11 protein-coding genes are annotated in these 15040 nt (G+C 32.5%); 2 read left to right on the forward strand and 9 right to left on the reverse strand.

What is annotated here, in order from left to right; genetic code table 11:
- Nucleotides 1-7: 7 nt before the first annotated feature.
- Nucleotides 8-691 carry a DUF3575 domain-containing protein gene (locus GWR14_RS13575; protein WP_163409624.1) on the reverse strand — a complete coding sequence of 228 codons (684 nt, stop codon included), beginning with the start codon at nucleotides 689-691 and terminating at the stop codon, nucleotides 8-10.
- A 34-nt stretch (nucleotides 692-725) separates the two neighbouring features.
- On the reverse strand, nucleotides 726-1814 hold the full coding sequence (locus GWR14_RS13580; protein ID WP_163409625.1) for a M42 family metallopeptidase: 1089 nt from the start codon (nucleotides 1812-1814) through the stop codon (nucleotides 726-728).
- Nucleotides 1815-1895: 81 nt separating this feature from the next.
- Here GWR14_RS13580 and GWR14_RS13585 point away from each other — a divergent pair, with 81 nt between their 5' ends.
- Nucleotides 1896-2573, forward strand: a complete 678-nt coding sequence (locus GWR14_RS13585; RefSeq protein WP_163409626.1) for a DUF4294 domain-containing protein — start codon at nucleotides 1896-1898, stop codon at nucleotides 2571-2573.
- Nucleotides 2574-2643: 70 nt separating this feature from the next.
- On the opposite strand, the gene GWR14_RS13590 is transcribed toward GWR14_RS13585, so the two are convergent.
- The 3 genes from GWR14_RS13590 to GWR14_RS13600 all read right to left on the reverse strand — a co-directional run bounded on the left by GWR14_RS13590 (nucleotide 2644) and on the right by GWR14_RS13600 (nucleotide 7915).
- On the reverse strand, nucleotides 2644-3279 hold the full coding sequence (locus tag GWR14_RS13590; RefSeq protein ID WP_163409627.1) for a retron system putative HNH endonuclease: 636 nt from the start codon (nucleotides 3277-3279) through the stop codon (nucleotides 2644-2646).
- Complete coding sequence (locus GWR14_RS13595) at nucleotides 3276-5138, reverse strand: AAA family ATPase (RefSeq protein WP_163409628.1); 1863 nt, start codon at nucleotides 5136-5138, stop codon at nucleotides 3276-3278. The genes GWR14_RS13590 and GWR14_RS13595 overlap by 4 nt, the downstream gene beginning before the upstream one ends.
- Nucleotides 5139-5281: 143 nt before the next feature.
- Nucleotides 5282-7915 carry a valine--tRNA ligase gene (locus GWR14_RS13600; protein WP_163409629.1) on the reverse strand — a complete coding sequence of 878 codons (2634 nt, stop codon included), beginning with the start codon at nucleotides 7913-7915 and terminating at the stop codon, nucleotides 5282-5284.
- Between the two features lie 254 nt (nucleotides 7916-8169).
- Between GWR14_RS13600 and GWR14_RS13605 the strand changes: the two genes are divergently transcribed.
- A complete protein-coding gene (locus tag GWR14_RS13605) occupies nucleotides 8170-8550 on the forward strand; it encodes a DUF1573 domain-containing protein (RefSeq protein WP_163409630.1) in 381 nt (126 codons plus the stop codon).
- Nucleotides 8551-8621: 71 nt separating this feature from the next.
- Here GWR14_RS13605 and GWR14_RS13610 read toward each other — a convergent pair whose 3' ends face one another.
- The 4 genes from GWR14_RS13610 to GWR14_RS13625 form a co-directional block, all read right to left on the reverse strand.
- Nucleotides 8622-9101 carry a hypothetical protein gene (locus GWR14_RS13610; RefSeq protein WP_163409631.1) on the reverse strand — a complete coding sequence of 160 codons (480 nt, stop codon included), beginning with the start codon at nucleotides 9099-9101 and terminating at the stop codon, nucleotides 8622-8624.
- Between the two features lie 94 nt (nucleotides 9102-9195).
- Nucleotides 9196-11334 carry an OmpA family protein gene (locus GWR14_RS13615; RefSeq protein WP_163409632.1) on the reverse strand — a complete coding sequence of 713 codons (2139 nt, stop codon included), beginning with the start codon at nucleotides 11332-11334 and terminating at the stop codon, nucleotides 9196-9198.
- Between the two features lies 1 nt (nucleotide 11335).
- The gene (locus GWR14_RS13620) at nucleotides 11336-12265 is read right to left on the reverse strand and encodes a PorP/SprF family type IX secretion system membrane protein (RefSeq protein WP_163409633.1); all 930 of its coding nucleotides are present in this window, start codon (nucleotides 12263-12265) and stop codon (nucleotides 11336-11338) included.
- 28 nt (nucleotides 12266-12293) lie between these two features.
- Entirely contained in the window at nucleotides 12294-14930 is a 2637-nt protein-coding gene (locus GWR14_RS13625) for a gliding motility-associated C-terminal domain-containing protein (RefSeq protein WP_163409634.1), read from the reverse strand.
- Nucleotides 14931-15040 lie beyond the last annotated feature (110 nt).

A 15040-nucleotide genomic window follows, 5' to 3' on the forward strand; every position in this document is an offset into this window, starting at 1 on the left:
TATGTATTTAAAATCTAAGCCCCACCCTGCAACCAAGTCCAAAATTGAATATACTTCCTGAATTACTTTCTAAATCGCTACCTAAGAAAAGAGCATGATTCATACTCCGAGAATGTTTACTTTCATCATAATCAAGATCGGTATTGATTGTATTTCTATTCATATAGCCAAATACTACAAATGGCTCTAAAATAAATCTTGCAAATGAAAATTGATTACCAACAGTTAAATTAATTCCTTTAGCTGTTTTCTTAACTCCAAAATCATCCAAATATTCAATGTGCTCATCTTCATTTATTGGATCAATCGGAACATATTCTATAAAACTATTTCTCTGATTCTCTCTATAAAATATCTGGATACCCGCGTACAACTCACTTCGTTTAGATTTAACCCTTGAATTAAACAGTTTTTGCAAATAAATTCGTCCTTCGATATTTGTTTTAAATCCTTTTTCCTTAAAAAAAATGGTATCCGTATTTGAAAGATCATAAAGTTGATAACCAATTTCAATATTCAAACTTGAATAATAATTTATTTTTCTTTCAACAGACAGTTGTAAAGTTGGAAATGAAGCGATATCAATTAATTGAGCTGTATTAATTTTTATGCCCCAATTTCTTTCTTTTGATTCTTGTGAATAAACAAAAATTGAGAGCATCACAATTAAAATCATTATAATTCTTTTCATCCACTAAAAATATTAAAACAACTGAATTTAACTATTATTTGAAATAAGAAAAAGTCTCATTGTTTTCGATTTTCAGTAATGATTCATAAATCAGCTGAATCACATTCTCTACATCTTCTTTGTGAACCATTTCTACAGTAGTATGCATGTAGCGCAATGGCAGGGAAATCAATGCTGAAGCCACTCCTCCGTTACTGTAAGCGAAAGCATCCGTATCTGTTCCGGTAGCTCTGGAAGTCGCATGACGCTGAAATGGAATGTTTTTCTCTTCCGCAGTATCGACAATCAATTCTCTTAGGTTATTTTGTACAGCTGGAGCATAGGCTATTACCGGTCCTTTACCAATTTTAAGGTCACCTTCTACTTTTTTATCTATCATTGGCGTTGTCGTATCATGACAAACATCTGTCACAATAGCAACATTAGGTTTGATGCGCTGCGAAATCATTTCAGCTCCGCGAAGACCAATTTCTTCCTGAACAGAATTCACAATGTATAAACCAAACGGAAGTTTTTTGTTGTTTTCTTTTAGCAAACGTGCAACTTCAGCAATCATGAATCCGCCCATTCTGTTGTCAATGGCACGACATACAAATTTGTTTTCGTTTAAAATCATAAATTCATCCGGATAGGTAATTACACATCCGACGTGAACTCCAAGCGCTTCAACCTGTTCTTTGGTTTCGCATCCTAAATCAATAAAAATATTGCTCAGTTTCGGAATTTCCTCTTTGTCACGCAGACGTGTATGAATAGCTGGCCACCCAAAAATTCCTTTTACAATTCCTTTTTTGGTATGGATATTTACTCTTTTTGAAGGTGCAATCTGGTGATCAGATCCTCCATTTCTGATTACATATATTAAACCATCGTCTGTAATGTAGTTTACATACCACGAAATCTCATCGGCATGCCCTTCAATTACTACTTTGAAAGGAGCGTCTGGGTTGATAACCCCAACAGCTGTACCGTAAGTATCCGTAATAAAAGTATCTACATAAGGCTCCAGGTAATTCATCCAGATTTTTTGTCCTTCACTTTCGTAACCTGTCGGCGAAGCGTTATTTAGGTAGCTTTCCAGGAAAGCAATTGAGGTATCTTTTAAGATAGATTGTGTACTCATAAAATATTTTTTTGCTAATTTATAAATTTGGTATTACAGTTGTGTATATAATGTATAATTTTACACTTAAATATATATTCCATGAGATTTACAACTTGTATTTTATGTTTTCTTTTAATTTCTTTTGCTGCTAAGGCACAGATTACTCCAAAAGAGAGTGAAATGGGTTATACACTTACCGAAAATGACTCTATTTTGGGTGACACTATTGAATTGCCTGAAATTCTTATTTCGAAAGGAAATTTGGATCTTGAAGCCAAAAAACAGTTTCTTATTCTTCAAAACAGGGTATATAAAGTTTATCCGTATGCAAGACTGGCAGCAGACCGACTAACTGCTTTAAACAATGGAATGGCGCGTTTGAAAACCAGCCGTGAAAAGAAAAAATATTTTAAAATCGTTGAAGATTATCTCAATAATGAGTTCGAAGCAAGGTTAAAAAAACTTTCTCGAAAACAAGGTCAGATTTTAGTAAAACTCATCCATCGACAGACCGGAATAACAACCTATGAACTGGTCAAAACTTTAAAAAGCGGTTTTAAGGCTTTTGTATCGAATGCAACCGCCAATATGTTTGATATAAGTTTAAAACGAGAATACAAACCTTTTGAAGTCAACGAAGATTATCTGATAGAGACCATTCTCGTCAGGGCATTTGAATCAGGCAGGCTGGGCTATCAAAAACCTGCAAATCCAGTTGATTATGGTAAGCTTGAAACATATTGGGAGCAAAAAGCTGCAGAGCTTAATAAGAAATAATTACTTTAAAAAAATACAAAACCCCGACAAGAATTTAAAAATTCTGTCGGGGTTTGTAATAAATTACTTTTTACTTTAAAAACAAATATTTTATAGTCGTATAAAATTCATTAAATTTTCCTTCATTATCTGCCTTATCTTTTAAATAACTACTTATAAACAAAGACAATTCTTCTTCACTCATCTCATCATCTAAATTTAAAAATGGCTCGATAGCACCTTTTCTTAAATTTTCTAATTCATCAAGATTCAATTCAATTATAGTGATTTTAGCTCCAATATCATTTTCATCAGCAGGAAAAATTTGTCCATCAAATGTATACTTAAATCTACTCTCACAATTTGGTTCTAAGGGTGAAATCAAAAATCTTTCATCAAAAAAATTTCCTTTGCTATTACCACAATGTAAAGGTTCTCCATTTATTAAATTGACCTGGCATGAACAAAATAGATTTTCATATTCTAATTGCAATTGAGGAAATTTATGTTTAGGCTTAAAATGTTCAATATGACGATCATTACTTTTCAATTCTTTTTCACAGTAACAACAAATATATCCTTGTTCTTGCAATAAAGAATCTCGTAAATTATCTTTTATGTTATGGTTTCTATTTAATCCTTTATAAGTTTTTTCTGCATTACCGCCTCTGCCAACTTTCCAATTAGTAAAAGCTTGTGGCTCTTCTTGTTTGATTATATGTTTCATTTACCTATAATCTCTTTTCTTTTAATTAATACATTTGCTTTTACAAGTTCAGGATCACCACCTATAATTATATCTGACAATTCATTATACAATTCTTTGGCTTTAATAATCTCTCCTAATTCTATAAATTTATAAAGCTTTTTAATTTTATTTTTAACATCCGAAGGTCGAGAATCAACACCTAATAATTTTTCTAATATTTCATCCGATTGTTTTCCATATGAAACCCTAGCCAAAGAATAAGACAATTCATTATTTGTATTATCAAGCAATAAAATACTCTCAGGTTGAATGTTATTTAAAACCTGAGGTGAATGTGTTGATACAATAAATTGGCAATTTGGAAATATGTTTTCTAATTGAGGAATCATTAACTGCTGCCATTTGGGGTGCAAATGCAAATCAACTTCATCAATCATTATGACTCCATTCCCTTCCAGAGGATTATCACTTTCAGGGTTTGCAATTGCCAATCTTCGAGCAATATCTCCTATAAGAGTAATTAGATTCTTTTCTCCATCAGATAATTGATTAAGGTTAAATTCAATATGATCTTTATCAATAAGCATATGAGGTCTAGGACTTCTTCTAACTCTTAAATTTGTGAAATCTGGAAGAAATTGTTCAATTGCCTTTTTAACAAACAACATTTCCCTTCCTTCATTCCCTTTTAAATTTCTCTTCTTTTTAATTTCATCTTCAATAATTCTAAAAATTGAATTCTCTAATTGTTTAATTTCTAAGTAGAAATCATCTTTTTGATCTTCTGCTCTATTTCCACAAATTTCTAAAAGAAATGTACGTAATATATTTTCAATTTTTTTTCTAGAAATATCGCTGAGCCACCATAAACTTAATTCATTTGCAAATAAAAACAATTCAATAAAAACAGAGAAAAAATCATCCTTAGTTTCTATTTTTTCATTGCTTTTATTAAATTTTTCTAATATTCGATGAAAAGTATCTATATAAACTAATTCAAAATATCTTGCATCATACCATTTTTCCCTATTTTGGACTTCTATTTTATGAAACATATATTCCAAATCATGAAGAATGCGACCATCCAAAGATCTGGATTTAGGATACCTAAAATCTATTACTCTAGAAATTTCATGAAAAAAGAAACGAGGTTCTTCATAAATAAAATCATCTTTGCTAATTCTTCGTTTCAAATAATCAAATTCTTCCACAATAAATTTTTCATCAGAATTCGAAGGTTTTAATAGTTTTAATATTTTATCAACTCTTCTCTTTATCGAAACTTTATTTTGCTGAATCCATTTACTTCTATTTGTGGCCTTCTCATTTAAAATATCATCTTGTTGCCTAAACCATTCGAAAAAAGAACTAAAATTTTGCTTTCCATCTAAGGCTTTATCATAAGCGTCTAATGTAGAAAAAGTATCGTCAAACTTAACTTCGGGGCTGATTTTATCTACGACTCTGGTAACAGGATAATAGCCTATTATTGGTAATCTATTTTCCTGATCTAATATCTTTTGAAAATATAAGGCTAATTCCGAAACTTCAACTAGATCTGATTTTTTTTCAATGATTTTTCCTTCTGCAAACTTTACTAATTCCCAAGAATAATCTTTATCATTTTCATTGCAGACAATTCGTATGCTTGTAAATTCAGAATCATATCTAATATCAGAATCAGAAATCATTAACCCAGAAGAATTTTGTCTTTGAATTCTTTTAATCAACCAAGACATGCATAGAGTCAATGCTTCAAGTATTGTGGTTTTTCCAGCACCATTAACCCCAACGAGAACATTCAAATTATCATCAAAGTCAATCTTTAAATCCTTAGCGCTACGAAAATTTTGTATATGTATGCCTTTTATTTTCATTTTTGATTATCTCTTAAAGATTTTTCTAAATTACATAATTTAAATAAATAATACTTATTTAAAATTTGAATTTAAATACATGTATAAAACCCGACAGGTTTTAAAAACTTGTCGGGTTTAATTTTATAAACTAAGTTTGAATTTTACTTCAAACCAGCTAAACTCTGCTCGATTGTAGTAATTTTTGCTAAAGCATCGGCTTGTTTTTGTTTTTCTAAATTAAGGACTTTCTCCGGAGCTCCGTTTACAAACTTCTCGTTAGAAAGTTTTGCTTCAACAGATTTCAGGAATCCTTTCGTGTAATTCAATTCCTCTGTTAATTTTGCGATTTCAGCCTCAACGTCGATATTTCCAGTAATCGGAATGAAATATTCATTTGATTTTACACGGAAAGATAATGCGCCGTCTACTTTTTCAGAAACATATTCGAAAGCCGAAACGTTTCCTAATTTCGTGATAATTGAATCGAAATAAGTAGAAACATTTTCGCTGTTGATTCCTTTTAATTCGATAGCATCTTTAAACGGAATATTTTTATCTTTTCTGATCGTTCTGATTCCAGAAATCACTTCAATTGAATTTTCAAAATCAGCAATTAATTTAGCATCAAATGGTTTTACTTCCGGCCAGGTTGAAACGATTAAAGCTTCTTCTGGGGTTCTTTCAGCTATTAATTGCCAAATTTCCTCTGTCAGGAAAGGCATAAATGGATGCAATAACTTCAAGTTGTTTTCTAGCATTTCGATCGCTTTCGCGAAAGTTACGCTGTCAATTGGCTGTTGATAAGCCGGTTTGATCATTTCTAAGAACCAGGAACAGAAATCATCCCAAACCAATTTATAAATGGCCATTAATGAATCTGAAATTCTGTATTTCTCAAAATTATCTTCAATATCAACTAAAGTCTGCTGTAATTTAGCTTCGTACCATTCGATTGCTACTTTTGATGATTCTGGTTGTGGAATAGCTTCTGAAACTTCCCAACCTTTAATCAATTTAAAGGCATTCCAAATTTTGTTTGAAAACGCTTTTCCCTGGCTGCATAATTCTTCATCAAACATAATATCGTTTCCTGCAGAAGCGCTTAAAAGCAATCCTACACGAACTCCGTCTGCACTAAATTTATCGATCAAGTCTAAAGGATCAGGAGAATTCCCTAATGATTTAGACATTTTACGACGTTGTTTATCACGAACTAATCCCGTTAAATATACATTTGTAAATGGTTTTTCACCAGCATATTCGTAACCAGCAATAATCATTCTGGCAACCCAGAAAAATAAAATATCCGGACCTGTTACCAAGTCGTTTGTTGGATAATAATATTTAAAATCTGGACTTTCTGGATCCATAATTCCGCCAAAAACTGACATTGGCCACAACCAGGATGAAAACCATGTATCTAACGCATCAACATCTTGTTTAAGGTTGTCAGTTGTTAGTTGTTGGTTGTTGGTTTCTTCTTTTGCTAAAGCTAAAGCGTCTTCGATGTTTTCTGCAACTACGAAATCTTCTTTTCCGTCTCCGTAATAATAAGCCGGAATCTGTTGTCCCCACCATAATTGGCGAGAAATATTCCAATCGCGAATATTGTTTAACCAGTGCGCATAAGTGTTTTCGAAACGTTTTGGGTGTAATTTAATATCTCCCGTTTCTAAAACCGATTTTATAGCCGGTTTTACCAAATCGTCCATTTTCAGGAACCATTGGTCTGATAATCTTGGCTCGATTACGGCTTTGGTTCTTTCAGAAGTTCCTACTTTATTTAAGTGAATCTCTGTTTTTGCTAAAGCTCCAATTTCCTGAAGTTCTTTTTCAATTTCCTTACGAACCACAAAACGGTCTTTTCCCTGATAGTGTAATCCGAAGCTATTTAACGTTGCATCTTCATTAAAAATATCAACGATTTCAAGATTGTGTTTTTCACCCAAAGTTTTATCGTTCATATCGTGCGCAGGAGTCACTTTCAAACATCCTGTTCCAAATTCAACGTCTACATATTCATCTTCGATAATTGGAATTACTCTTCCACAGATTGGAACGATAGCTTTTTTACCTTTTAAATGTGTAAAACGCTCGTCATTCGGATTGATACAGATCGCAGTATCTCCAAAAATAGTTTCAGGACGCGTTGTAGCAATGGTTAAAAAATCTTCTGAACCTTCGATTTTATATTTTAAGAAAAATAATTTTCCTTGTTGTTCTTCGTAAATTACTTCTTCGTCAGACAAAGTAGTTTTTGCTTCCGGATCCCAGTTTACCATTCGGTATCCTCTGTAAATTAATCCTTTGTTGTATAAATCAACAAACGATTTAATTACAGAAGCAGACATATCCGGATCCATTGTAAATTTAGTACGTTCCCAATCGCATGAAGCACCTAGTTTCTTAAGCTGCTCCAAAATTGTTCCGCCGTATTTATCTGTCCATTCCCAAGCATGTTTTAGGAATTCTTCGCGAGTTAAATCATTTTTATTGATTCCTTCTGCTTTTAATTTTGCCACAACTTTAGCTTCAGTAGCAATCGATGCGTGATCTGTTCCCGGAACCCAACAAGCGTTGAATCCTTTAAGACGTGCACGACGAATTAAAACATCCTGAATCGTATTATTCAACATATGTCCCATGTGAAGGACTCCAGTGACGTTTGGCGGCGGGATTACAATGGTGTACGGTGTTCTATGATCTGGTTCTGAATGAAAATAGTTGTTTTTCATCCAGTAATCATACCATTTACTCTCAATCGTCTTAGCGTCAAATTGTGCTGGAATTGTCATTTATATATGTTTAATCGTTTATTTTTTTGTTGATTCGTTTAATCGTTAATTTGTTTAATCGTTTTTGAAATCTATCTTGGAAGATCGGTTAAACGATTTAACAGTTAAACAAATAAACGAAAGTTTGGTTTAATTTTTGTACTTATAACTGACAGCAAAAGTAAATAATTAAGTACACTATAAAAAACGAATTAATAATTTGTGTATTAATTAAAAGAAAGTATATTTACTCCTATCTTAAAAACAATTTCAAAATGAAAAATGTTATTAAATTTATTGTAATCGTACTGTTTAGCGTAGCGGGTTATTCTCAAAACGGTCCTAAAATTGAGTTTTCAGCTCCGGACAATACTATTGATTACGGAAAAATTTCAAAAAGTGACAATGCTGTCAGGTCTTTTGAATTTACAAATACAGGAGATGCTCCTTTAACGATAATTTCTGCTCAGTCAACCCTGAGTTCTATAGTGGTTACAAAACCGGGCTCGCCTATTTTACCTGGAAAAAAAGGTAAAATTGATGTTAAATACAACATGACTGCAGGACCTATTCGTAAAACAATTACCGTTGAAACCAATGCCGTAAATTATCCTGATGGAAGGGTAGCCCTTAAAATTAAAGGTGAGGTTTTATAAAAAATATTTAAAAAAAAGTAAAAGCCGTTTCAACTAATGAAACGGCTTTTTTTATGTAAAGCTGATTTAATTTATTTGTCAGCGCAATCAATAGTGTCAAATTTATATTTTACACGTTCAAAATCTATTGGTTTGTCTTTTACAAGATACGTTACACCCATTGTGGTCTGCATTGTTCCGTTTCCTAAAATGAGCTGTTTGTCTTTTTTTAAAAATGCCATTGGATTTTTAAACGTTTTTTTATCTGCTCCTTCAGTAAAAGTGTAATCTGCAAATAAGGTATCTCCATGAAATTCTCCTTTTATTTCACCAATTCTTTCTGCGGCACCTGAAACTTTCATTGACATATTTCCGCTTATTTTTCCGCTTTTTAAAGTATTTAATTTTAAATCAATATTATCATTCTCATAAACTGCTTTATAACATTGGGTACTTACAACTTTTTCACCTTCGGCTTTAGCTGCTTCAATTTCTTTTTGTTTTTCTTCATTTTTACAGCTTTGCAGTCCGGCTAAAGACAATATCAGAAAGGATAAAACTAACTTTTTCATAATTGAGTATTTTTAATTTCATGGTTATCTTTATAAAAATAATAAAAAAGAAATCAATGAAAAGGCTTCTTGGTTAAATTTATTATTCAAAAATCTATAAATTTTTAATAACAAATTCAGATCTTCTGTTCAGCTCGTGTTCTTCTTCAGAACAGGCGTCATCTGTTTTGCATTTTATAATTGGAACAGATTCACCATAACCTTTGGCAGTTATCCTTTTAGCATCAATTCCTGATTGTATGATAAACTCTCTGGTAGAAGTCGCTCTTTTTTGGGATAAATCTTCATTAAATTTAGCATTTCCTCTCGAATCCGTATGTGAGCCAATTTCGATTACCATTCCGGGATATTTCTTCATTAGCTCTACCACTCTTCCCAAGACTACTTTTGATTCTTTTCGGATATACCACATATTATAATCAAAATAAATTGGATCTGTTTTAATGATAAGTCTGTCTTTATCTTTTACAACATCTTTTTCCTGTGCCAAAATCTGATCAACTTTTTCTTTTTTCCTGACTTCTTCAGCTTCGATTTTATCAGCTTTCGCTTTTTTATCTGCTTCTTTTAAAGCGATTATTGCCAGGGCTTCTTTTTTCTTATTTTCTTCTTCTATAATAAGTTCTTGTTTTCTTTTATTTTCAGCAATCAATTTTTCTTCCTGTTTAATGATTTCTAATGATTTTAAAGTCATTGACGCATCGTTATTTATATTTCTGGTCTTCCCTGAAGTTAACGATTTTGAGTTGTTGGTATAATTTCCCTTAGAAGCCAGCACAGTAAAAGAAGCTTCACAAGGCACAGTAAAACTAAATTTTCCGTCAGCTGTTGTTTTAACTAAATTTAGCTGTTTTTTATACGCATCCTGAAGTTCTACAATGGCATTTTCTAAAGTTAATTTTGTATCAGCATCTGTTATAATTCCGGTAATAAACTGTTTGCAGTCTTCAACAATTAAATCTTTAATTTCTTTTAACTGATAAATATCGTCACTCCCTTTTCCGCCTTTTCTATTTGAAGCAAAGAAGCCTTCTTTTGTGTCCGAATCAAAGTAAAAAGAAAAATCATCTAAATTGGAATTAACAGGCGAACCAACATTTACAGGCTTTCCGTATTCTTTCCCTTTAATTTCTGAAACAAAAATATCCAGTGATCCATAGCCTAAATGCCCTTCAGATGAGAAATAAAGTTTATTGTCTTTTGAAACAAAAGGAAACTGTTCTCTTTTATCTGTATTAATAATTGGGCCTAAATTTTTTGGAGTATCAAATGCCCCTTGGTTTATATTTACTGAATAAATATCAAAAGACCCCAATGTTCCCGGCATATCTGAAGCAAAATATAATACTTTTTCATCCGCACTTAATGCCGGATGCTCTACAGAATAATTTTCACTGTTAAAAGGAAGCGAAACTATATTAGTCCATTTTCCGCTAACCAGTTCGGCCTTAAAAATCTGAAGGTTCGAAATTTTTTCCTCGTTTTTTCTTTTATTACCGTTTTTAGAATTATTACGGGTAAAATAAATTGTTTTGCCGTCTTTGGTAAAAACAGCATTCGACTCATGCATTCCGGTTTTTAATTCATTCGAAAAATAATGCGTGATCTGATCCTGAGAGTTTATACTTTTGATTGGAACAGCAACCAAATTTAGGTAAGTTGCATTATCCCATTTGTATTTTTTATCAAATAATCCCGGTTTTAGTTTCACTCCCGCAAAAACCAGACTGTCATTATATTTTACTGCTCCAAACTCTGAATTTGGTGTATTTACAGCTAAGTTTTTAATTTCGAAACGATTTCCAATTGCAGAAACATTTTCCAACGTTTTGATGTCTCTTTCAAAATTCACCAAATCTTCATTATTGGCAGATTTTGAATAATATGCTTTTAAAGCTTCGGTTGCTTCTTCCAAATTCTCTGTAGCTTTCAGCGTTTGGGAATATTTGAAATAATAATTTCTGTCTAAATCCTTATCGTAGTTTTTAATCAAAAGGCGATAATAACGTTGGGCTTTTATCAAATCATTGGTATAATAATAAGAATCTGCCAGATTTTTAATTACTTCCTGCGAAGGTTTTTCTTCTGCTAATTTTTCATACAAAACAATGGCTTCAATATAAAATGTTCTGTCAAAAAAACGCTTAGCCCTAACCAAATCCTGATTCTGAGCACTTATAAACTGTATAGAAAATACGAATATAATAACGAGTAGTTTGTTCCTATTTTTCATTTTAAAAGAATCTTGGTGATTTATCATATCCTTTTCCTAATAAATCTAAATCAAAAAGCAGCATGATTTCGTGAGTTCCAGAATTAAACTGTCCTAAATTTGAAACTGTATAATCATAGGCATATCCAATTCTCAGAGATGGTGTAACATTTATATTCATCAAAGCACTTACGGCGTCATTTATCCTGTAAGCGGCTCCCAACTCAAATTTTTCATTATACAACACATTGGCTGTAATATCAACTGAAATAGGTGCTCCGGAAACAAACCTTGACATAAATGCGGGTTTTAATTTGAATGCATCACTAATCTGAAAAACATATCCTGCAGTTAAAAAAGTATGGATTTCTTCGGATCCGAAAGCGTTTATCCCTGATCTTTCTTCAATGTGTTTTGAACTTAATAAATTCGGAATAGACAATCCTATGTAATATTTATCTGTAAAATAATAGGCTCCTGCTCCAATATTAGGTTTAGTAACGTTTATATTTTCGGCGAAAGCCAAATCTGTAGCGGGATCGGTAAAACGAAATCCGTTGAAATTAGTCTGTAAAGAAGTAAAACCGGCTTTTAATCCTAAAGAAAGTTTATTTTTTCCGTTTAATTGAAGAATATAAGCAAAATCTGCGTAGAAATTATTTTCCTTTTTTGCACCATCCCCAATATCGTCTGAAATTAATGAGGCTCCAACTTCAATCTTTTCACTCAATGATGTATGCCCAAAAAAAGTAAATGTTTTTGGTGCTCCTATAGCTCCTACCCATTGTGTTCTGTATAGTCCTCCCAGATTTAACATTGCCGGTACACCGGTAGCATAAGCCGGATTTACCACACTCATATTGTACATATAATGAGTATATTCTGGATCCTGTTGCGCAGATACGGCTGTGAAACAAAAAAGGAAACTTATAAAAAGTATTATTTTTTTCATTTGAAATTATATTAATGTAAATGAAGATTTATCTATTCAAATAAAGACGACCCTGCTGAGGCGGTTTATTATCTTTATTAAAATGAATAACATAAAAATAGACTCCATTTGGCGCTATTCCATCTCCAAATCCGCCTCCTTCAGAATTTCTTCCATCCCAATCCGGCTTATTTTTATTCCCTTTAAACAATATATTTCCGTATCGGTTGTAAATTTCGAGCCTGTAATCCGGATATAAGAAATCAATTTTAAGAATTTTAAAAGTATCATTTACATTATCCCCGTTTGGTGAAAAACCATCAGGTACAAAAAATGTTTCATATTCAGAATCATCACAATGACTCAAAGAAACTTTTACCTCTATATGATCTTCAGAAAAGCAATTTGTTGATGCCAGATAATCGAAACCATAATAAGTAGTATTATCCCGAAGTGGTATTGTCGAAGTTAAAAGATTACCATTATTTAACGCATCGTACCAAACTACTGTCGAAGACACATTTGTATTATTAGACAAATCTAAAATAGTCGGATTATCCAGACCGCAAAAATTTTGCCCGGCAGTATCTAAAATTGGTGCCGGCAGATTACTTATCGTAACTGTGATCATTGTTTCCGGAGAAATACAACCTGCAGCAGAAGTCTGTGTTACATAATAATTTTCTGATTTTAAAACATATGAAGCCGACAAAGGTGTAATAAGTGCAGATGAATTATACCACTTATACTGAGATCCGTTTGGAATTAAATTCGCAACAGTCGCTCCATCTGCTTTACAAAAAATCAGATTGTCTGCAACTGGAGCCACAGGAATAGGATTTATTGCAAACGCATCAGAAACAGCTGTGAGATTCACATCGCAAGTCGTATCATTATTTACCAGATTGGTAATTGAAATAGCTGTTGAACCTGTATTTGGCAACAAAGCAGACGGGATAATAAAACTGGCTTTTCCATCAGTGACTACTAAAGTAAGTGTTTGTAATGTTGCTGAATTACTTCCCGACAATATATAAGAAATGGTAATATTTGTTAGTGTTCCTAAACCTGAAAGCGAAGCTGTAAAAGGCTTATTAAAACAATTATCCTGAACTTCTATTTTAAGATTTGCCGTGTCTGGCAATTTATTTATAATTAAATTTCCAATTAAGTTAGCTGTATTTGTGCAGTAGGGAGTTGCCGCATTGGTAATATTCGTAATTATAATAATGGAATTTCCACTGTTTGCATTTAAGTTTGATGGAATTGTAAAATTTGCATTTCCTCCTAAAACATTAATAGTAGCAACCTGGGCTGTTGCTGTATTTGAACCAGAAACATTATATAAAATAGTATAAGTTCCGTCTTCTAATCCTGAAGCATTTGAAATTGATGCCTGAGAGCTTTTATTCTGACAAGCTGCAGCCAGTGTTAAAGTAGCACCATTTAAAACCGGTGTTTTATAAACATGCAAAACATCGGATAAATTATTAATAATATTTACACAACCGCCTTCACTGCTAAACTCATCAATTTTTGTAATTCTGACTGTAAAACTCCCCGGCTGTTGAAAATAACTTCTATCTAAAGGAAAAGTTAAAACTCCATTACTAAATGTTGCTAATATCTTTTTTGTTTCTCCGTTTGGACCTGAGACATTGTAGGTCACATAAAATTGTCCATTCGGGATGTTCTGAATTCCCTGTGTCAATATTGCTGAATAAGTTGCGGTTTGAATATCAGACTCGCAAATATCATTTCTCACTTCTAATTTTGCTCCGGTAAAATCGTATTTCTTTTCAATTTTGATTCTTACAACTGCAGTTTCTATGCTGCACACCGGACTTGTTGGCAAAACTGTATAAGTAAAGTTATATTCCCCTATGCCGTAAGTATTAAATATTTGCTGAACATTTATATTATGATCTTTTATAAAAGTAATCTGTCCTGTACCGTTATTATCCGTCCATGTTCCTCCAGGGTCTTGTCCAGATAACCTGTCATTTAGGTCAAGATTGGAATACACCGAAAAATCACTGTCTTCGCATAATATTAATGGCGCAGGGGTTCCTGGTTCCGGAGACCTGAAGACAGTTACAAATCCTGTTGAAGAGACAGCTGGACAGTTTCCAATAGCAGCAATAGAATATGTAAATTTATAAGTTCCAGGCACGAAGGTTGTTGCATTAATAACACTTGGTGAAGCAGTCTGGTTTGTATCATTGTACCAACTTCCTCCAGATTGGGGGCTTAAATGACTATCCCCATTGAATATCTGAAAAAGATTAAATGCAGTATCATCGCTACACGCTGAAGCTTTTTCTGCAACACCTGCATATCCACCAATAATAACTTCGATAGTTGCAGAATTATCTGCACAGCCATTTATTCCTGCGACCGTATAAGTATAATGATATATTCCCTTAAAAGGAATTATCTGAGCATTTAAAATGCCCGTAGTTTCATTTAAAGCTCCTGAATTATCATCATCAGACCATATACCTCCAGCAACCGGACTCCCTCCCAATAAAGAAAAAAGAGAAACAGCCTGGCTGGATGCAGCAGGAATGTCACAAACTTCAAATACAGAATCAGTTCCTGCACATTGTGCCGAACTTTTTGCAGATAATAAAAAAAGGAAAAAATAAAAGCTAAAAGCAATTAAAGAAAAGTATTTTTTAACCATATATTCTCATTATATTTTGCTAAAAATACTTAAATTATTGAATAAAATAATAAAAATCGTCAAAACAAACTGACTAATTATCTAATTATCAAACACAAAAATTATTTAAC

This window comes from Flavobacterium ajazii (assembly GCF_010614725.1).
In the GTDB taxonomy this organism is placed as follows: Bacteria; Bacteroidota; Bacteroidia; order Flavobacteriales; family Flavobacteriaceae; genus Flavobacterium; species Flavobacterium ajazii.

What these genes read in the sequence shown, in the direction of transcription:
- GWR14_RS13580 (WP_163409625.1), bottom strand. Translation starts at nt 1,814, where the DNA reads ATGAGTACACAATCTATCTTAAAAGATACCTCAATTGCTTTCCTGGAA.
- GWR14_RS13600 (WP_163409629.1), bottom strand. Translation starts at nt 7,915, where the DNA reads ATGACAATTCCAGCACAATTTGACGCTAAGACGATTGAGAGTAAATGG.
- GWR14_RS13625 (WP_163409634.1), bottom strand. Translation starts at nt 14,930, where the DNA reads ATGGTTAAAAAATACTTTTCTTTAATTGCTTTTAGCTTTTATTTTTTC.
- GWR14_RS13615 (WP_163409632.1), bottom strand. Translation starts at nt 11,334, where the DNA reads ATGAAAAATAGGAACAAACTACTCGTTATTATATTCGTATTTTCTATA.
- GWR14_RS13605 (WP_163409630.1), top strand. Translation starts at nt 8,170, where the DNA reads ATGAAAAATGTTATTAAATTTATTGTAATCGTACTGTTTAGCGTAGCG.
- GWR14_RS13595 (WP_163409628.1), bottom strand. Translation starts at nt 5,138, where the DNA reads ATGAAAATAAAAGGCATACATATACAAAATTTTCGTAGCGCTAAGGAT.
- GWR14_RS13585 (WP_163409626.1), top strand. Translation starts at nt 1,896, where the DNA reads ATGAGATTTACAACTTGTATTTTATGTTTTCTTTTAATTTCTTTTGCT.
- GWR14_RS13620 (WP_163409633.1), bottom strand. Translation starts at nt 12,265, where the DNA reads ATGAAAAAAATAATACTTTTTATAAGTTTCCTTTTTTGTTTCACAGCC.
- GWR14_RS13610 (WP_163409631.1), bottom strand. Translation starts at nt 9,101, where the DNA reads ATGAAAAAGTTAGTTTTATCCTTTCTGATATTGTCTTTAGCCGGACTG.
- GWR14_RS13590 (WP_163409627.1), bottom strand. Translation starts at nt 3,279, where the DNA reads ATGAAACATATAATCAAACAAGAAGAGCCACAAGCTTTTACTAATTGG.
- GWR14_RS13575 (WP_163409624.1), bottom strand. Translation starts at nt 691, where the DNA reads ATGAAAAGAATTATAATGATTTTAATTGTGATGCTCTCAATTTTTGTT.